The 18,533-nt window shown below is 70.6% G+C and carries 16 protein-coding genes; 3 read left to right on the top strand and 13 right to left on the bottom strand.

Features of this window, described 5'->3' with window-relative positions; all coding sequences use genetic code 11:
- Window positions 1–26 precede the first annotated feature (26 nt).
- The 9 genes from BLQ50_RS03435 to BLQ50_RS03395 all read right to left on the bottom strand — a co-directional run bounded on the left by BLQ50_RS03435 (window position 27) and on the right by BLQ50_RS03395 (window position 10,993).
- On the bottom strand, window positions 27–632 hold the full coding sequence (locus BLQ50_RS03435; RefSeq protein ID WP_093181195.1) for a GNAT family N-acetyltransferase: 606 nt from the start codon (window positions 630–632) through the stop codon (window positions 27–29).
- The gene (locus BLQ50_RS03430; protein ID WP_093181194.1) at window positions 629–1,570 is read right to left on the bottom strand and encodes a DUF1684 domain-containing protein; all 942 of its coding nucleotides are present in this window, start codon (window positions 1,568–1,570) and stop codon (window positions 629–631) included. Before BLQ50_RS03430 ends, BLQ50_RS03435 begins: the two co-directional genes overlap by 4 nt.
- Window positions 1,567–3,300, bottom strand: coding sequence for a dipeptide ABC transporter ATP-binding protein (locus BLQ50_RS03425; RefSeq protein ID WP_093181192.1), 1,734 nt, complete (start codon window positions 3,298–3,300; stop codon window positions 1,567–1,569). The genes BLQ50_RS03430 and BLQ50_RS03425 overlap by 4 nt, the downstream gene beginning before the upstream one ends.
- Window positions 3,300–4,301 (bottom strand): ABC transporter permease, encoded by a 1,002-nt coding sequence (locus BLQ50_RS03420; protein ID WP_093181191.1) that lies wholly within the window; start codon window positions 4,299–4,301, stop codon window positions 3,300–3,302. The genes BLQ50_RS03425 and BLQ50_RS03420 overlap by 1 nt, the downstream gene beginning before the upstream one ends.
- An 11-nt stretch (window positions 4,302–4,312) precedes the next feature.
- On the bottom strand, window positions 4,313–5,263 hold the full coding sequence (locus BLQ50_RS03415; protein WP_093181189.1) for an ABC transporter permease: 951 nt from the start codon (window positions 5,261–5,263) through the stop codon (window positions 4,313–4,315).
- 13 nt (window positions 5,264–5,276) lie between these two features.
- Complete coding sequence (locus tag BLQ50_RS03410; RefSeq protein WP_093181188.1) at window positions 5,277–6,941, bottom strand: ABC transporter substrate-binding protein; 1,665 nt, start codon at window positions 6,939–6,941, stop codon at window positions 5,277–5,279.
- Between the two features lie 51 nt (window positions 6,942–6,992).
- Window positions 6,993–8,414 carry an NtaA/DmoA family FMN-dependent monooxygenase gene (locus BLQ50_RS03405; protein ID WP_093181186.1) on the bottom strand — a complete coding sequence of 474 codons (1,422 nt, stop codon included), beginning with the start codon at window positions 8,412–8,414 and terminating at the stop codon, window positions 6,993–6,995.
- A gap of 11 nt (window positions 8,415–8,425) precedes the next feature.
- Window positions 8,426–9,604 (bottom strand): LLM class flavin-dependent oxidoreductase, encoded by a 1,179-nt coding sequence (locus BLQ50_RS03400; RefSeq protein WP_093181185.1) that lies wholly within the window; start codon window positions 9,602–9,604, stop codon window positions 8,426–8,428.
- A 615-nt stretch (window positions 9,605–10,219) separates the two neighbouring features.
- Window positions 10,220–10,993, bottom strand: coding sequence for a class I SAM-dependent methyltransferase (locus BLQ50_RS03395; RefSeq protein ID WP_217629084.1), 774 nt, complete (start codon window positions 10,991–10,993; stop codon window positions 10,220–10,222).
- A gap of 187 nt (window positions 10,994–11,180) precedes the next feature.
- On the opposite strand from BLQ50_RS03395, the gene BLQ50_RS03390 reads away from it, so the two are divergent.
- Window positions 11,181–11,756 (top strand): helix-turn-helix domain-containing protein, encoded by a 576-nt coding sequence (locus tag BLQ50_RS03390; RefSeq protein ID WP_093181182.1) that lies wholly within the window; start codon window positions 11,181–11,183, stop codon window positions 11,754–11,756.
- A 2-nt stretch (window positions 11,757–11,758) separates the two neighbouring features.
- Here BLQ50_RS03390 and BLQ50_RS03385 read toward each other — a convergent pair whose 3' ends face one another.
- The 3 genes from BLQ50_RS03385 to BLQ50_RS03375 are packed head-to-tail and all read right to left on the bottom strand — an operon-like array spanning window position 11,759 to window position 13,949.
- Window positions 11,759–11,950 carry a hypothetical protein gene (locus tag BLQ50_RS03385; RefSeq protein ID WP_093181181.1) on the bottom strand — a complete coding sequence of 64 codons (192 nt, stop codon included), beginning with the start codon at window positions 11,948–11,950 and terminating at the stop codon, window positions 11,759–11,761.
- Between the two features lie 51 nt (window positions 11,951–12,001).
- The gene (locus BLQ50_RS03380; RefSeq protein WP_093181179.1) at window positions 12,002–13,051 is read right to left on the bottom strand and encodes a hypothetical protein; all 1,050 of its coding nucleotides are present in this window, start codon (window positions 13,049–13,051) and stop codon (window positions 12,002–12,004) included.
- A 1-nt stretch (window position 13,052) separates the two neighbouring features.
- Window positions 13,053–13,949: a D-hexose-6-phosphate mutarotase gene (locus BLQ50_RS03375; protein WP_093181178.1), complete on the bottom strand. Its 897-nt coding sequence runs from the start codon at window positions 13,947–13,949 to the stop codon at window positions 13,053–13,055.
- Window positions 13,950–14,057: 108 nt separating this feature from the next.
- On the opposite strand from BLQ50_RS03375, the gene BLQ50_RS03370 reads away from it, so the two are divergent.
- Window positions 14,058–15,110, top strand: a complete 1,053-nt coding sequence (locus tag BLQ50_RS03370; protein ID WP_093181176.1) for a S66 family peptidase — start codon at window positions 14,058–14,060, stop codon at window positions 15,108–15,110.
- 186 nt (window positions 15,111–15,296) lie between these two features.
- On the opposite strand, the gene BLQ50_RS03365 is transcribed toward BLQ50_RS03370, so the two are convergent.
- Window positions 15,297–17,516, bottom strand: coding sequence for an Ig-like domain-containing protein (locus tag BLQ50_RS03365; protein ID WP_175558999.1), 2,220 nt, complete (start codon window positions 17,514–17,516; stop codon window positions 15,297–15,299).
- A 456-nt stretch (window positions 17,517–17,972) separates the two neighbouring features.
- Between BLQ50_RS03365 and BLQ50_RS18540 the strand changes: the two genes are divergently transcribed.
- Window positions 17,973–18,356: a hypothetical protein gene (locus tag BLQ50_RS18540; RefSeq protein ID WP_175558998.1), complete on the top strand. Its 384-nt coding sequence runs from the start codon at window positions 17,973–17,975 to the stop codon at window positions 18,354–18,356.
- Window positions 18,357–18,533: the final 177 nt, after the last annotated feature.

The following is an 18,533-nucleotide window of genomic DNA, read 5'->3' as shown; positions in this document are numbered from 1 at the left end:
TGCGTCGACCGCCGGGGCGCACAAGGTCAGGCCGGACAGAGCCACTTCTCGAAGGCCAGCGGGCCGAATTCCTCGGCGGGCGCGGCGGGGTCGAACAGGGGGGTGTACCCGGTGGCGACGTAGAGGGCGGCCGCCTCGGGCTGGCGGGGGCCGGTCGTGAGGTAGATGCGTTCGTAGCCGCTCGCGGCGGCGCGGCGTTCGAGCTCGGTCAGCACGACCCGGGCCAGCCCGCGCCGGCGGTGCGCGCCGTGGGTCCAGATGCGCTTGAGCTCGGCGGTGGGCACCGCGGGCGTGCCGTCCTCGGCCCGGGCGCGGCTCGGGTAGGCGCTGAGCCGCACGTCACCGAGCTCGGGCTCGGTCCGGCGGCGGAAGGCGCCACCGGCGACGGGCGCCGGCCCGAGGAGCACGAGGATGAGGTCGCCGTCGGGGGCGGCGAAGTCCGCGGCCGGGTACTCCTCCATCTCGTGGAGCAGGTCGTCGGCGGTGAGCACGTCGGAGTAGCGCGTCGCGTACTCTGCGGCCAGGTCCTCCAGCAGCGGCCGCACGAGCGGGTCGTCGAGGTGCACCGAGCGCACATCGAGGAGCTCCCCACCCGGGGCGCTGGCCCGGTTCCGCCGGGTCGAGAGCGTCATTGCGGAAGCCTCGTCCCCGGCGTCGTCGCAGCCGGTGCCTGCACTGCGGGTGTGTGCACTGCGGGTGTGTGCACCGTCGGTACCTGCTCGCCGGCCGTGACCGCGAAGGGCACGTGGTTGCCCTCGACCGGCCGCGGGCACGTGCCGAAGTCGGAGAAGGCGTAGGGCAGGTTGAGCGTGCGGTTGAGGTCGAGGCGGACCGTCACGGGCGCCTCGCCGGCGGCGCTCGCCCCGGCGGCGCTGTCGAGGAAGAGGATCCGCCACTCGGCCGTTGCGTCGTTCTCCTCGGAGAACAGCACGGTCGCGGTGTCTGGGCCCTTGCCGGTGATCTTCAGGGTGGCGGTCAGGCCGTCGCGGGTCAGGTCGAGCTCGCCGATGACAACTACGTCGTGGCGCAGGCCCAGCTGCGCGGCGCCGACGACGGCGGCAACCGGCTCGTCGTACCAGCGCACCGGCGCCTCGAGCACCCAGGAAGGGTCATAGGCGTAGGTCGGCACCCCGGAGAAGGAGGCCCGGGCGGGAGCCTCGGGGTCGCGGACCCGGGCGATGTACCCGCCGGTGCGCAGCGCCACCTCGACGGCCCGGTTGTCACCGGCGATCGCGGCCACGGTGCTGGCAGCCTCGGGGACCACGACCGTGTGCACGCCGTCGAGGGGCTGGTCGGTGGCCTCCAGCCCGATCCGGGTGTCAAGGGCGCGGATCGCCTCGTCGGCGGCGGCCCGCACGTGGGCGCCGTCGGCATCGGCCCACCACTGCCCGGGCAGGCCCGGCAGCGCCTGCGGGGTCGCGGGCAGGTGGTGCAGCGCGGTGAGCGTGAGCCAGCCGTGCTCGCCGGTCAGGCCCTCCTCGCGGGAAGCGCGCCAGGCCTGCCAGTCGGCGGCGTCAGCGGACGGAGCGGCGGTGGTCGGGGCGGCTGGGGTGGGGTCGGTGATCGTCATGCGATGACTCCTTCGAGGGTGCGGGTCGGGCGGTGGCTCCCCGGGATCGCCGCGAGCAGCGACCGGGTGTACTCCTCGACCGGGTGGTCGAAGATCTGTTGCGTCGGACCGAGCTCGACGACGCGACCGCCACGCATGACCGCGACGTCGTCGGCCACCTGCCGCACGACCGCGAGGTCGTGGGAGATGAACAGGTAGGTGAGGCCGTGGGAGTCCTGCAGGCCGGCCAGCAGGTCGAGGATCTGCGCCTGGACGGAGACGTCGAGGGCGCTGGTCGGTTCGTCGAGGACCACGAGCTCGGGGTCGAGGGCGAGCGCCCGGGCGATGGCCACGCGCTGACGCTGGCCCCCCGAAAGCTCCTCCGGTCGACGCTCGATATAGCCGGCGGGCAGCCGTACCAGATCGATGAGCTCGGCCACCCGGTCGCGGCGCTCGGCCGAGGAACCGATCTGGTGGGCGCGCAGCGGCTCGTCGATGATCTGCCCGACGCTGAACCGCGGTTCGAGGGAGGCGTAGGGGTTCTGGTAGACGAGCGCCGTCCGGCGGCGCAGCTCCTTGAGCGCGGCCGCGTCGACCCGTCCACCCCGTCCGCGGCCCCCGCCACTCACGGTGACGTCGGTCCCGTCGAAGCGCACGGTGCCGGCGGCCGCGGAGGTGAGCCCCAGCACGAGGCGAGCCGTCGTCGACTTGCCCGAGCCGGACTCCCCCACAAGGGCGAGGGTGCGACCGCGGTGGACCTCGAAGCTCACGTCGTCGACCGCGGTGATCGACGCGTCCTGCCCGCGCCCGCCGGGTAGCCGGAAGACCTTCGTCAGCCCGGAGACGGCCAGCACCGGAACTCGTGGCACGGCAGCCGCGAGCACGCCACTTTCCGGTGCCGCAGCGGCAGCCACCGGACCAGCTACCGGCCGGCGCCGCACGTCGCTCAGGCTCGGCGCCGCGGCCAGCAGCTCGCGGGTGTAGGCGTGCTGGGGGTTGCCCAGCACGTCCGCAGTCACCCCCTGCTCGACGATCAGCCCGTCCTTGAGCACCACGACCCGGTCCGCGCGGTCGGCCGCCACGGCGAGGTCGTGCGTGATGAGCAGGACCGCGGTGCCGATCCGTGAGGTGAGCTCGCCCAGCAGGTCGAGCACGGTGCGCTGGACGGTCACGTCGAGGGCGCTCGTCGGTTCGTCGGCGATGACCAGCTCGGGCTCACAGGCGAGCGCGATGCCGATGAGCACGCGCTGGCGCATGCCGCCGGAGAGCTCGTGCGGGTACTGGCGGGCGCGGGCGGCCGGGTTGTCCAGCCCGACGGACTCGAGGATCTCGACCGCGCGCGCCTTCGCCTGGGACCGGGTGGCCCAGCGATGGATCCGCAGCACCTCGGCAACCTGGTCACCGATCCGCGCGACCGGGTTGAGGGCGACCGCCGGATCCTGCGGGACAAGCCCGATGCGCGCGCCGCGCACCCGTTGCCAGGCGCGCGGCGGCAGGGTCGTGAGGTCGAGCGCATCGCCGCCGAGCAGGATCTGCCCGCCGGTCACGTGCCCGCTGCCGGGCAGCAGCCCGACCGCGGCGTGCGCCGTCGTGCTCTTGCCCGAGCCGGACTCGCCCACGAGGGCGACGACCTCACCGGGCAGGACGGAGAAGGACACGCCGTGCACGACGTCGGTGGCCGGGTCGGTGCCGCGGGCACGCGACCCGTAGGCCACGCGCAGGTCGGTCACGGTGAGCGCTGGAGCAACCATCAGTGGTGTCCTTCCGCGGGGTGCAGGGATCGTCCTAGGCGGTTGACCGCCACGACAAAGACGATGATGACGAGGCCCGGCATGGTCGAGTACCACCACGCGACCGCGAGGTAGTTGCGACCCTCGGAGATGAGCGAACCCCACTCGGGGGTGGGCGGGACAGCCCCGTAGCCGAGAAAGCTCAGGGCGGAGACGGCGAGGATGACCGCGCCGAGCTCGACGGCCGCGAGCGCGAGGACCGGCCCGGCGGCGTTGGGCAGCACGTGCCGGCCGATGATCGACAGCCGCGAGGCCCCGGCCAGGCCGGCGGCCTCGACGAAGGTCGCGTTCCGGACGCGCAGCACCTGGGCCCGCATGACACGGGCGAAGGTCGCCACGCCCGCGACGCCGACGGCGATCGCGACCTTGACCGTCCCGAAGCCGAGGGCCGTGACGATCGCGAGGGAGAGCAGGAGGCCGGGGATAGCCAGCAGGACATCGACCAGGCGCATGAGCGCGTCGTCGACCCAGCCGCCGAGGAACCCGGCGAACAGACCGATGGCCGCCCCCACCACGAGGGAGATCGCGAGCGCGATGAACGCGGCCTTGAGCGAGAGCCCGGTGCCGTGCACCGTCCGGGAGAACAGGTCCCGGCCGAGGTGATCGGTCCCGAACCAGTGCGCCGAGCTGGGGCCCAGGAGCTTGTCCGCCGGCACACCGGTGATCGGGTCGTAGGACGTGAACAGCGACGGGACGACACCCCACGCCAGGACGACCAGCACGACGAGGAGCGGCACCACCACGCCGGGGCGCAGGAGCGTCCGGGCGCGCGCCCAGCCCCGGCTGGCGCCGATCCGCGGGACGTTCCAGGCTCGGTCGAGCCGCCCGTCCGCGCGCGGCGCGTCGTCGGGCAGGGTGTCGGACGCGTCGTCGGACGTCGCCTCGTCGGGCGCAGCGAGTACGGCGTCGCGCGCTGCGTCTGCGTCGGCTACCGGAGTGGCAGCCGCCTTGAGCACAGTCATGTCATCTCCTCTCAGGTGGTCGTGCGAGCGGTTCGGGTGATGCGCGGGTCGAGCACCGGGTAGGCGAGGTCGACCGCGAGGTTGACGAGCACGAACACGAGGGCCGCGACCACGACGAGCCCCTGGACCACAGGGATGTCCTGGGCCTGGACCGAGGTCTGGATGAGCCGGCCGAAGCCGGCCCGGGAGAACACCGTCTCCACGACCACGGACCCGGCGAGCAGGTTCCCCACGAGCACCCCGAGGATGGTCAGCGCCGGGATGGCCGCGTTACGGCCCACGTGCCGGGTGATCACCCGGCCGCGGGAAGCCCCCTTGGCCAGCGCCGTCTCCACGTACTGCGTGCGCCATGCGGTCTGCATGCTCTCCGCGAGCACCTGCGCGACGACGGCCGAGAGCGGGATGGCCAGCGTCACGGCCGGCAGCACGAGGCTCGCGAACCCCTCGTTGCCCACGGCCGGGAACAGGAAGAACCGAAAAGAGAAGAGCTGCAGCAGGATGAGCCCAATCCAGAACGTCGGGACCGCCACCCCGACCGGGGGCAGCGACAGCAGGAGCTGACGCAGCCGCCCGGACCGGGTCCACACCGAGGCGGTCGCGATCCCCGCGCCGAGTACGAGCGAGAGCGCCAGGGCGAGCGCGGCGAGCTTGAGCGTCTCGGGGAAGGACTGCGCGATGAGCGTGGTGACCTTGGCCCCCGAACTGATCGACGTCCCCAGGTCCCCGGTCAGGGCCCGCCCGAGCATCCGTAGGTACTGCTCGAGCGGTCCCTGGTCGAAGCCGTAGGACGCGCGGAGCTCGGCGGCCTTGGCCGGATCGACGTACCCGTTCCCGGAGGCCGCGTCGAGCATGATGCTCACCGGGTCGCTGGGGAGCAGGAAGAGGATGAGGAAGGAGACGGTGAACGCCGCCCACAGCACCCCCGCCGCCTGGAGCAGGCGGCGCGCGATGTATCCGGTCATGACCGCGCCGGCCTCACTGCTGGATCCACGCGTCATAGAACTTCAGACGCGAGGAGGCTTCGAAGCCGAGGCCCTGGACGTCCTTGCCCACGCCGATGGACTGGGCGAGCTCGAAGATCGGGATGGCGTAGCCCTCGTCGACGATGATGTCCTGCGCCTGGCCGAGGAGGTCGGCCCGCTTGGCCGCGTCGGGCTCGCTGAGCTCGGACTCCAGGAGCGGGTCCAGGACCGTGTCGGCCGCGCGGCGGTTGAGGTTGTTGAACTTCGAGGAGAAGCCGGTGCGCAGGATGTCGCCCTCTGCGCGGGTGGAGTTGTAGTAGTAGGTGTCGTAGTCGCCGTTCTTCTGGGTGGTGCTCTGCTCGGCCGGGGTCTGCTGACGCAGCTCGAGGTCGATGCCGACGGCGCGCAGCTGCTGCTGCGTGAGCTCGAGCACAGCCTGGGAGCCGGTGAACAGCGGGGCGTAGACGACGTCGAAGGTCAGCTTCTGGCCGTCCTTCTCCCGGATCCCGTCCGCGGCGAGAACCCAACCGTCTTCGTCGAGGATCTTTGCGGCCTTGTCAGGTTCGAAGGCGAGCTTGTCGGAGAGGTCCTTGTAGCCGGGGGTGTTCGCCGCGAGCACGCTCGTGGCCGGCAGGAACTTGTCCGAGAGCACCGTGTCGACGAGCTCCTGGCGGTTGATCGCGACCTGGACCGCCTGGCGCACGGCCGCGTCGTCGAGCGGGGCCTTAGACGTGTTGACGTGCAGGATGAACGTGATGCCTGGGTTGGAGCGGTTGAGGATCGCCCCGCCACCGGACTCTACGAGCGGCACGTCCTGGGGCAGCACGTCACCGACCGCGTCGAACTGGTCGGAGGCCAGGCCGCCGGCCCGCACGCCGGACTCGGGGACGATCGAGAAGGTCACCGAGTCGAGGTAGGCCTCGCCCTGGTGGTCGAAGGCATCCGAGGCCCAGTTGTACCCGGCCCGCTTGACGATCGCGGCGCCCTGATCCTGGGTGTAGCTGCCCAGCGTGAAGGGTCCCGATCCGATGACCTTCCCCTGCAACCGCTCGGGGGCGGGCACGGTGGTGGTCGCGTCGGAGACGATCGCGAGGGAGACGGTCGAGGTGGCCTGGAGGAACTGCGCGTTCGGCTCGGCGAAGGCGACCGTGACCGTGTGCTCGTCCACGACCGTCGTTCCGGTGTATCCCGCGAGGTAGGAGCCGGCGAGGGTAGCGACGCCGGCGAGGTCGGTCGTGAGTGAATCGAAGTTCTTCTTGACCGTCTCGGCCGTCAGCGCCGTGCCGTCGGAGAACGTCACGTCGTCGCGCAGGTGGAAGGTGAACTGGGTGAGGTCGGGGCTGACCTCCCAGCTCGAGGCGAGCCAGGGCACGATCTCCCCGGTCTTGGGGTCCTGGTCGGTGAGGGAGTCGGCGAGCTGGCGGGCGATGTAGATGCTCACGTTCGAGCCGACCTGCTGCGGGTCGACGCCCTGCGGCGAGGCGCCGAGCGCGAACCGCAGGTCTCCACCGGGGGTCGGTGCCGACGTCGGCGCGGCGGTCGTGGCTCCTGCGGTTCCGGAGCTCGCGGAGCTGCCTCCGGCGCACGCGCTCAGGGTGAGCGCGCCGGCGAGCGCGGTGACGGTCAGGAGGGTGAGTCGGCGACGCGGCGGACGCGAGGAACGAGGGAGGAGCGACATGAGGAGGTCCTTGGAGGAGAGGTGAGGAAAGGGCGTGAGCAGGAGGGTGAGTCAGCCGACGAGCACGCGGCCGGCGTCGGAAGATGCGGTGCCCGACGACGCGGGCTGGGCCGGGCGCGGGGCGCCGAGCCCAAGGTGGTCACGGAGCGTGGTGCCGGTGTACTCGGTCCGGAAGGAACCGCGTTCCTGGAGCAGCGGGACGACCTCGTCGAAGACGTCGTCCAGGCCGGAGGGCGTCAGGTGCGGGACGAGGATGAAGCCGTCGGAGGCGTCCTCCTGGACGTGGCGGTCCAGGTCGTCGGCTACCTGGGCCGCGGTGCCCACGAACTGTCCGCGGCCGGTCACCTCGATGACGAGGTCGCGGATCGACCAGCCGCGGGCGGCGGCCTTCTCCCGCCACGCCGCGACGACGGGGGCCGGGTCCTTGATATGGCGGACCTTCCCCCGAGTCACGTCTGCGTTGGCCGTGTCCGGCTCGACGTCGGGCAGCGGGCCCTCGGGGTCGTAGGCGGTGAGGTCGCGTCCCCAGACCTGCTCGAGGAAGGCGATCGCGGTCGGCCCGGAGACCTGCTGCAGCCGGATCTCGCGGGCCTTCTCCTGCGCGTCGGCCTCGGTCGCGCCGAGCACGACGGCGGTCGCGGGGAGGATCTTGAGGGACTCCTCGGTCCGCCCGTACGCGCCGAGTCGACCCTTGACGTCGGCGTAGAACGCGCGGCCGTCGTCGAAGGAGCCGTGGGCGGAGAAGACAACGTCGGCGGTCGCCGCCGCGAACTCCCGGCCTTCGTCGGAGTCCCCGGCCTGGAAGAGCACGGGGTGGCCCTGCGGGCTGCGCGGAGTGGTGAACTCCCCGGCGATGTCGAAGTGCTCACCGCGGAAGTCGAAGGGCCGGGCAGAGCCGGGCCGCACGAACGTCCCGGTCGCGGTGTCGGCGACGACGGCGCCGTCCTCCCAAGAGTCCCAGAGCTCACGGCTCGCCGCAACGAGCTCGGCGGCCCGTTCGTAGCGGTGGGCGTGGTCGAGGAAGCCGCCACGGCGGAAGTTCTCCCCGGTGAAGGCGTCCGAGCTGGTCACGAGATTCCACGCGGCCCGCCCGCCCGAGAGCAGGTCGAGGGTGGCGAACTGGCGGGCCACCTCGTAGGGCTCGTTGAAGGTGGTGTTGAGCGTCCCGGCCAGGCCGAGGCGGTCGGTCACCGCGGCGAGCGCGGCGAGCACCGGGAGAGTGTCGGGCCGCCCGACGACATCGAGGTCGTGGATGCGTCCCTTGTGCTCGCGCAGCCGCAGGCCCTCGGCGAGGAAGAAGAAGTCGAACTTGGCGGCCTCGGCGCGCCGGGCCAGGTACTCGAAGGAGCTGAAGTCGATCTGGCTGAGCGAGCGGGGGTCGGTCCACACGGTCGTGTTGTTGACGCCGGGAAAGTGCGCGCCGAGGTGGATCTGCTTGCGGGGGCGTCCGTCGGGACGGGAGGCGAGTGTCATGTCCGGGCCTCTCAGGCGATCGCTGCGTAGCGGTTGGCGGGGCGGGTCAGCCCGAGGCTGTCCCGCAGGGTCGTGCCGGGGTACTCGCTGCGGAAGATCCCCTGGCTCACGAGCAGCGGCACGACCGCGTCGACGAGCGCGGCGAGGTCGGTCTGCAGGGAGGACGGCCGGACGGTGAAGCCGTCGGCAGCGCCCGCCGCGAACCACTCCTCCGCGGTCACCGCGAGGTCGCGGGCGGTGCCCACGTGAGTGAGGGAGTCGTTGTCCCAGCTCGCCCCGGCGAGGTCGGTGAGCAGGTCCAGGCGCGCCTGGGCGCTCGCCCGGTCCAGCCCGATCACCGCATACAGGTCCACCAGGACCGTGAGCTCGTCGGGGTCGCGGCCGTGCCCGGCCGCCGCGGCCCGCAGCTGGTCCCGCAGCTCGCGGGCCTGCTCGACGTCGGTCGCCCGGATCCGCGCGACGTCGGCACGCAGCGCGGCCACCGCGAGGGAGGGCGGGTCGTCCGCCCGCACGACGACGACGGGTCGGCCCTGCGGGGGGCGCGGGGTGATCGAGGGGCCCTTGACCGCGAAGTGCACGCCGTCGTAGTCGACGTAGTGGACCTTGTCCCGGTCGATGAAGCGTCCGGTCGAGGCATCGCGGATCTCCGCGTCGTCCTCCCAGCTGTCCCACAGCCGAGTGACCACGTCGATCGCCTCGGCGGCCTCGGCCCAGGCGTCCTCGAGGGTGGGCGCCGGCTTGCGGCCGAAGTGGGCGGCCTCCTGCTCGGTCGTGGAGACGGCGACCTGCCAGCCGGCCCGGCCGTGGCTCACGTGGTCGATCGTGGCGAGTGCCTTGGACACGTGGAAGGGCTCGGTGTGGGTGGTCGTCACGGTCGGCACGAGGCCGATGCCGGCGGACCGCGGGGCCAGCCGGGAGGCGACGAGCGCCGCGTCGAGGCGGCCCTGGAGTCCGTGGGCTCCGGGGCGGCCAGGCTGGAGGGAGAACGCGTCGTCGAGCACGACGAAGTCGAGGGCGCCGCGCTGGGCGGTCGAGACGAGGTCTTGGAGCCGGTTGGCGTCGAAGAGCTGCTGCGCCTGGGAGCCCTGGGTGCGCCAGGCGCCCGGGTGGGCTCCGGCGTCGGACAGGTCGACAGCGAGGTGGAGCTGGCGCGGGGCGCCGGTGATGGGGAAGTCGAGGCTGCTGGACATGCGGGGTTCCTTCACGGGTTCGTCAGGGACAACTCGGGTTCTGGCTGCCGAAATCGGCGGACCGGGACCTTTGTCCCCCTTGAGCAGGGATGACAGAAGGGACGCGCGTGATGTCACAGGCGTCTCAGGCGATGGGGGCGCCGGGCTCGGGAGGAGCTCGGCGGGATTCGGGCGGGCGACCGCTCGGCTGCGCGGGTGCACGCAGGCGCACACGCGCGCAATGGCGCAGAGGGTCGTGCTCGGGGTGGGGAACCGGCTGTGGCCGGCGGGACGTCGGGGTGGCTACCGACGTCGGCGCGAGGAAGCTCGCGCGGTGGCGATCAGGTCAGCTACGACAGAGCTGGCGGGTGAGCGCGGCACCGGTATGGGGAAGACAGCTCGCGGACAGCCGGGAGTTCGGCGTCGCCGTGCCCATCGCTCGTCCGGTCATCATGTGTCTCCTTCAGGTCCGCCTGGAGGCGGTGTCCGCGGGTGGTCCCCGAGGACTTCAGTGCCCGGAACGTATGCACCAGGGAGCGGGAAGTCAACCAACTCCGGAAAGAGTTCAGAATGTGGACAGAATTGTCCACCTATGGATACGGCTGGGGCGTCTGATTGGGCGCGAGTCGAGGGGCGTCAGGGTCGGCGGGCGATCCACGCGGTGCGGGAGCCGCGGAGCCGCAGGTCGGCGCGCTGGCGAAGCCCGTCAGGGCCGTCGCCGAGGAGCGTCGTCAGGAGGGCTCGGTCGGCGTCGTCGAGGTTGGCCGTGGATGCCTGCGCGATCCTGCTCAGGTAGAGGGTGGCGTACTCCCCGGCCCGGCCCCGGCCGTCCGCGGGCTCATCGATCATGAATGTGCGGCGGACCTCGAGCTCGAAGCCGCTGCGGTACAGGGGGTCGGTCCAGTCAGGGTGGTAGGCGTTGCCCTGGCTGGCGTGAGCGAAGGCGGCGTACAACCGGTCCTCGAAGTCCGCGAGATCGAGCGGCAGCATCCGCGGAGGGCTATCCATCTCGACCACAGCCAGGAGTCCACCGGGGCGGAGTGCGTCGCGGAGATTCCGGAAGGCCCGGTCCGGGTCACCGACCTCATGCAGCGAGGCCGATGCCCAGGCAAGGTCGAAGGTTCCCAGGCGCGCTACATCCGCGCCGATGTCGGCCAGCTCGGTCGACACCCGGCCCGCCAGGCCGCTCGCGTCGGCGAGGCTGCGCACGCGCTCGAGCATGCCCTCGGACAGGTCGGTCGCGACAACGTTCGCTTCGGGGAAACGCTGCGCCAGCGCGATGGTTCCGGACCCGGCACCTGCACCGACGTCCAGGACCCGCTGCACTCCAGCGTCGGCGGCGAGGCCCTGGAGCCAGGTCGTCACGTCCGTCAGGTAGCCCTTGTGGACCAGGGCGTCGAGCTCGAGCATCCGTGCAAGACCCTCGTCGTGGGCATGAGCATGCCCGCCGTGAGCGTGTTCACCGTGGGCTCTCGCTCCGTGAGCGTGAGCGTGAGCGTGAGCGTCGGTAGCGTGAGCATCGTGGGTGTGGACGTCGTGGCGTGAGGGCATGTCTCAACCTAACCCGACCGTGTCGTCAAGGCATAGACTCTTGCGTATGACGCAAGAAATGGATGGAGATGTCGACACCCTCGTTCGCCAACGGATCCGCGCGCTCCGGCTCGCCCGCGGCTGGTCCCTGGACAACCTCGCGGCGCGGAGCTTCCTCAGCCCGTCCAACCTCAGCCGCATCGAGACCGGCGGCCGACGGATCGCACTCGACCAGCTGGTCCCGCTCGCCCGCGCGCTCGGCACGACCCTCGACCAGCTCGTGGGTTCCCCGAACGACGACGACGTGGTCATCCGCCCCGAGCGCGACGAACGGCGCGGCATGACCGTCTGGACCCTCGCCCGGGAGCGTAATCCCCACGATATGACCGTCGCCAAGATGCGGATCACGACCCCGGCCCCTTCCCTGGAAGGGCTCGGGGTGCACCCGGGCCGCGACTGGTTCACGGTGCTGTCCGGAACCGCCGAGCTCCGCCTCGGCGACCGCCTCATCCTTGTCGAGGCCGGGAACGCCGCCGAGTTCTCGACGATGATCCCGCACGCCATCGGCGCGCACGGCGGACCGGTCGAGGTGCTCACGATGATGACCCAGGACGCCCACCGTGCCCACCTCCACGACGACTAGTCCTAGCGGCAACGACGCGAGCACCCGCCCCGCCGCTCGCACGAACCGTCGGGGCAGTGGCGTTCCCCGAGCGAGATGCCGACGCCGGTGAATCGCAGGTCCCAGGAGGCGTGCGCCATCGGGTCCTGGGTGGCTTCCCAGAGCGCGCGCATGGAGGCGCGGATCCGGGCCTCGACATAGATCCGCTGCGGCATGCCGCGAGCATGCCTTCCCGGTGGGTCGAGACCAGACGCTCCGTCGGCGGTTCAGACGGCCGCGTGCGCCAGCTCCTTGAGCGCGGACGTCGCCTCCGCCGTCAGCCCCTCCTTGCCCTGCATGATCGCCCGCGCGATCTGCTGCGTGAGCAGGTCCGCGCGCGCTTCGGGCGCGGTCGCGGCCAGCACGGCGAAGTCGATGACGTATTCGACGGCCAGCACGCCGTCATCCAGATTGTGGTCGGAGTCTTCGGCGTCCTCGGGGGCGCCCTCTGCGGGGTCGTATCCGTACAGCTCCACCTCGACGTCGAAGATCGGCGCCGTCCCGATGCGTGGCGGGTTCTCCGGTCCGAGCGCTTCCATGACTCGGGCGACGGCTTCCAGCCGGTGCAGCATCCACTCGTCCTCTGCGGGCGTGCGGTTCTGCGTCTCGAGGCCCTCGGGTGTGAAGTCCGTCCAGACGTGCAACCACGACGCGTCCGGGTCGAAGCGGGCGAAGGGATAGCTCGCTCGCCCCGCGATCTGGTTGGAGGCGCGCACGTTCGGCCAGTTCGTCATGGACTTCGGGTGCACGTCTGACCGGCACGCCGACGGGCTCCACCGACGCCACCGCGCCTGGTTCGCCGCCCCCTTCTCCGTGAGCACGTCATGCAGGACGGTGTTGAGCAGCAGCCCGTCGACTCTCGTCCGCAGGTCGACCGGTTCGTCGGCGACGAGCCGCGCGACCAGGTCCGGGACGCTCCCCGAGTCGTAGCGACTCAGGGCCGCAGGGTCCGCGCTCACCGTCACCACGGCGTCGGGACCGGCGGCGATCACCGAGTGCATGGCCCGGACGAAGCGCCGGCGTCCGAAGGTCTGGTCTGCGTCGACCCATGGGTCGCGGGTGAGGTGCTTCGCGTGCCACTCGGTGTCCAGGAGCAGCATCGCCTTCCCGTACTGCTCCTCCGCGCGAAGCAGCGTCTCGAGCGACATGCCCTCCGCGGTCGTCCGCATGTACCCGAGGTACTGCGCGGACACGCGCCCGCTGAGGTTGTCGACCAACTCCCACAGCTCGGTCCAGGAGTGCGGGTCTGGTCCCTTGAAGAGTCCGAAGAACGCCATGTCACCGCACCGCGTACGTGACGCGCAGGGTGTGCGACTCTCCCGGGCCGAGGGTAACGGCGTCGCCGAGAGCATTCGCCGTCTCGACGCACACCATCGCGGGCCACTCGTCGTCGCCGAAGTCGGCCATCGCCGCGGCCTTGGCCACCCACGGGTTCCAGACCACGGTGTCCGCACCGTTCTCCGGGGTGATCGTGATCGCGCGGGAGCCGGGGTCGAGAAGGGTCGTAGGCGCCCCTTGCAGGTACACCCGGTCCGTCTCGCTCGTGAACGTCACGGGTCCGCTCTGCAGCACCTGTCGGGGCTCGCCGCTCGACGTCTTGTCCAGATACCGGGCACCGTCCAGCCCGTCGACGGTGGCCGTCCGGGCGTCGGCGACGGCCAGATAGGTGTGCAGCGCTTCCTCGAAGGAAAATGCCTCGTCACCGGCGTTGCGCACGGTGAGCGCGAGGGTGAGCTCTGCGCCAAAGGTCACGGTGTAGCCGGCCGTGAAGCGGAAGGGCCAGCGGTCCGCGCCCGGGGCGCCGGACGCGTCGTCGTGGGTCAGCGCGAATGTGAGGGTGACCGTGCCGTCGTCGTCGCTGGCGCCGGTCAGTCGCCACGGCGCGATGCGCGCGAAGCCGTGCGCCGGCGCGAGACTCGGGGTGCGCCCTGCCCCGAACCAGGGGAAGCAGATGGGTACGCCGCCGCGGATGGGCGCGCCGGGGCGGAACTCCGACTCGGCGCTCAGCCAGATCACCGGCTCGGCCCCGGCAGGCTGCCAAGACGTGACGTGCGCGCCGTGCAGGTACACCTCGCCTGAGGCGACGGCGGTCGAGACGCGCACGACCGGCAGGCCGCCCTCGCCGTCGGTCATCGTCACGGACGGCGGGAGGGCGGGGGCAGATGTTGTGGTCATCCCCCGACGCTACAGGCCCGCCCGCCCAGGGTTGTGGTGTCGACTCCCTGGGACAGGGAGCAGAGCCCGATCCCGCGTTTCTCGGAACCTCCGTGGTTGGATGCGTAGATGCCACAGGGCCATGTCCTCGCGTCCGCGACCAAGCTCAAGGCAGGCGACCGGGTCGCGATCCTGTCCCCGTCGTTTGCCGCCCCCGGGTTCGCGCCTGCCGTGCACGAGCAGGCGATGCGTCGTCTCATCGCCGAGACGGGTCTTGTGCCCGTGGAGTACCCGACGACCCGCAGGCTGGGCGCGTCCGCAGAGGATCGCGCCGCCGATCTCAATGCGGCCTTCGGTGACCCGACAATCCGTGCGATCCTCGCGACTATCGGCGGCAATGACCAGATCACCGTCATCCCTCATCTGGATGCGGATCTTGCCGCCGCAGACCCGAAGATCTTCATGGGCTACAGCGACAACACCAACCTCCTGAACTGGCTCTGGTCACTCGGCATAGCCGGATACTACGGCGGCTCGACCCAGGTGCACCTGGGACCCGGCCCTCAGATCGACGAGGTCCATCTCGCGTCGTTGAGAGCAGCCTTGTTCACTGGCGGAGAGCTGGAGCTCATGGACCCAGGCGAGTCGGAGGACTTCGGGCCAGACTGGCTGACTCCCCAAGCTCTTGTCGAGTTCGGTGAACGGGAACGCACCGAGCCGTGGACCTGGGCCGGACCCGAACGCGAGGTGACCGGCCGCACGTGGGGCGGGTGCTTCGAGGTCATCGACCAACTCGCGATGGCCGACCGGCTGCCGTCACCGGACGCCCTCGAAGGCACGATCTTGATCCTCGAGTCCAGCGAGGAGATGCCGCCAGCATCGTGGGTCAAGAGATGGGTTCGAGCGCTCGGTGAACGGGGCATCCTTGCAGCCGTCGAGGGAGTCGTTGTCGCACGGCCACCTGTGAGCAGCCACGAGGTGATGCCGCCCGCGGACGAGCGCGCCCGGCTTCGCTCTGCTCAATGCGATGTGGTCATCAACGAGATGAGCCGGTACAACGACCAGGCCGTGGTCTGCGTCGGCGTCCCGTTCGGCCACACCCGTCCGCAGTGGATCGTGCCCTACGGCGGGACGATCCACCTCGACGGTCAGGCGCACACGGTCACCGCGGACTACAGCTGACGGGGACTGCTCCCCGGACGGCTCGGCTCAACTGCAGGCCCTCTGGGGCTGATACCCACCCGCCTGCACTGAGCCGCCCCGCACCCCGACGACTGGTGACGCACGACGCCAAGAGCGCGGTAGCGCTGGACGGGCGAGCCTGGCTCGCCCGTCCAGCGCTACCGCGCTCTCAGGGTGCTACCCGGTTCATCCCCGGCTCAGCCACCGCCGGCCGACGATCGTCGCTGCACCGGCCAGGATCAGCAGAACTGCGAGCGCGGCGGGGAGCTCCATTCCCCCACCGGTGATGGCCAGCGGGGCGGGAACCACAGTTCCCCCACCCGTGATGGGCAACGGGGCGGGAACGACAGCTCCCCCACCCGTGTTCGGCAGCACCACGGGAGGGGCCGCCGGGTCGCGATACGTGATCCGGACCTGCGCCGTCGTGGTGTTCCCCTCGACGTCGCTCACCTGGTAGGTGACCGGCGTGGGATCCCCGTCGAAACTGGCGAGCGGGACGAAGGTGATCGCACCGGAGACGGGGTTGACGGACCACGTGCCTTCGCCGGCGACGACGAGCGAGCTCACGAGGGTTCCGCTGCCGGGGCTGACCAGACGGACTGATGTCGGGTCGAGGGCGCCTCGGTCATTGGCGACAACGTCGACCGTGACCGAGCTGCCACTGACGTTGTTCTCATCCACGTCATCCTGTGCACTGGGACGGAAGGTGATGATCACGTCAGCGGTCACCGGGTCACCGGCGTTGTTGAACACCTCGTACGTCACGGGCGTGGGGTTGCCGTCGTAGCCCGTCTCCGGGGTGAAGGTGACGGTTCCTGCGGCCTCGTCGACGGTCCATATGCCTTGGCCCCGAACAGTCAGCGTCCTGACCCGGTCGCCGGTCTGCGGATCGATGAGGCGCAGAGTCGAGCTGTCGAAGTCTCCGGTGTCGTTGGGCAGGACGTCGACGACGACCGGCTCTCCGAGGGTGTTGCCACGGCTCACGTCGTTCTCGGAGAGCGGCAGGTAGGTGATGGTGATCGTCGCCGATGCGGTTTTACCCGTCGTGTCCGTCGCCTCGTAGTCCACCGGAGTCGGGTTCAGCTGGAAGCCGGGCTCCGGGGTGAACGTCACGTACCCGGTGACCAGATCCACGGTCCACGTTCCCTCACCAACCACGACGAGAGACTTGCCCTGGTCGCTGCCGCCCACAAGGACGACCGTGCTCGGGTCGAAGTCACCCGCGTCGTTGCTCAGGACGTCGACCGACACAGCGTCACCGATGGCGTTTCGCAGGTCGAAGTCGTCGACGGCGTCAGGAACGTAGCCGACCGTGATCGTCGCCCCGACGGTGTCCCCCGTCACGTCCGTCACCTGATAGGTCACCGGGGTGGGGTCGACCTGGAAGCCGGGCTCCGGGGTGAACGTCACGAACCCGGTCACCAGATCCACGGTCCACGATCCCTCACCAACCACGACGAGAGACTTGCCCTGGTCGCTGCCGCCCACCAGGACGACCGTGCTCGGGTCGAAGTCACCCACGTCATTGCTCAGGACGTCGACCGACACAGCGTCACCGATGGTGTTGCCGAGGTTGGAGTCGTTGACGGCCTGGGGCACGTACTCGACGGTCACGACCGCGACAGCGGTGAGTCCGTGCTCGTTCGCAACCCGGTAGCTGACCGGCGTCGGGTCCACCAAGAATCCCTCGACGGGCGTGAACGTCAGGCGACCCGTGACGTTGTCCACGGTCCACGTGCCTTCACCGGGTACATCGAGCTCGTTGCCGAGCGACGTCTTGTTGACCGCGTCCCACAGCACGAGGGTGGAGAGGTTGAACTCGCCGCTCACTGCGCTGTCGTTGGCGAGGACCTCGACCGTTACTGGGTCGCCGATGGTGTTGCCCCGATCGGAGTCGTCTCCTGCGACCGGCGGGCCGATCACTGTGACGGTCGCAGTAGCGGTGTTGTTGTCAGGGTTGCTGCGGTCCGTGACCGTGGCGGTGTTTTCCAGGACCGTAGCGGCGGCGTCTGTGACGTTCTGGGTGTACTTCACCGTCAGCGTCTCGTCCACGTCCAGGCCGCGACGACCGTTGACGGACCCGCCGGTGAGCGCGAAGTCGCGGCCGCAGACGAGTGCCGCTGGCATGGGCAAGCCGACTGCCACATCGCAGGTCACCGCTCCACGCTGGAACTGTGTGTTCGCCCCACCCGTGACGCTGACGGCTGTCAGTTTCTTTGCGCCGTCACCGGGAAGCGTGTCCGTGAGCGTGACCAGGTCACCCTGAGTCATTGCCTCAGGACCGTGGTTGCGCACCGTGACAGTCCAGGTGACCGTCGAACCGATCGGGGCGAGCTCGGGCGACCCGTCGGGTGCACCTGCGACCACGAACGACTTGGTGACGCCGAGGTCATAGGCACAGGGCACCCAGACGAGCGTGATGGAGCCATCCTTCCCGGCACCGGTGCCGGTCTGACGACCGTACGACGTGGAAGCGAGAACCTCGGCCACGCTGGCCACGAAGCTCGAGCCGCCACCACCACCGCCACCTGCGACAGTGTTGACATTATTGTCAGTATTCCTGATAACCGTGGACGCTCCGCCGCCACCACCGAAGAGGCCGCCACCACCACCGCCACCTGCGTCATAGTTGGGGTCAGGGGCGCCTGCGCCGCCTGTCGAACCTACTCCCGGCAACCCGTTCAAGCTTGTGTTGGTCGAGTGGATGCCGCCGGCGCCTGGGCTGGTGACTCCGCCTCCAGCACCTCCGCCAACGCCGACTGAACCGCCCTCGTACCCGTCCGTGCCCGCCGCTCCGCCCGCGGTCTGTCCAGGCACAGAGGGAAGGCCGGCGTCTCCGCCGAACCCGCGGTCCGTGATGGAGTGCCCGCCGCCACTGCCGCCACCACCACCAGCCTGGATCGCGAGGTGGTCAGAACCGCTGCCGCCGAGGAACAGGGTGCTGTAGCCGCCACCCCCGGCCCCGCCGTGCTGCTCTACAGCGGTACCGCCTGCGCCACCGCCGTTGGCGCCGCCTGCGCCACCCGCACCCCCGGTATCCGCATTCATCTTTCCGCCGCCGCCGACCATCCCGCTGAAGGGTGTTCCAGGAGTGACTGCAAAGGTCGCCGTGATCTCGGCACCGGCACCGTTGGCGCCCTTGCCGTTGGCGCCGGCTGCAGATCGACCACCAGCACCACCGATGACGGTCGCAGTCACCGAACAGGTGCCCGCTGGAACGAGTCCGGCTACGGTCTGGCCAAGTAGGAAGCTCGACGTCGGTGTCGACGGCGCCGGGGCAGCCGTGGCGATCGAGGGCAGGGCAAGCCCCCCGGCGAGCGCGAGACTCAGTGAGGCAAGCGCTGTCACCCCGCTGCGGGTCACACGCGACCTCAGCAGTGGTGAGTGGTACGAGCGGCCTGACAAGCCGGCCGCGAGCGGTTG

Source organism: Sanguibacter gelidistatuariae (genome assembly GCF_900096585.1).
Classification (GTDB): domain Bacteria; phylum Actinomycetota; class Actinomycetes; order Actinomycetales; family Cellulomonadaceae; genus Sanguibacter; species Sanguibacter gelidistatuariae.
Note: the sequence above shows the minus strand (reverse complement) of the source record. Positions and strands in the feature narration are given on the sequence as shown.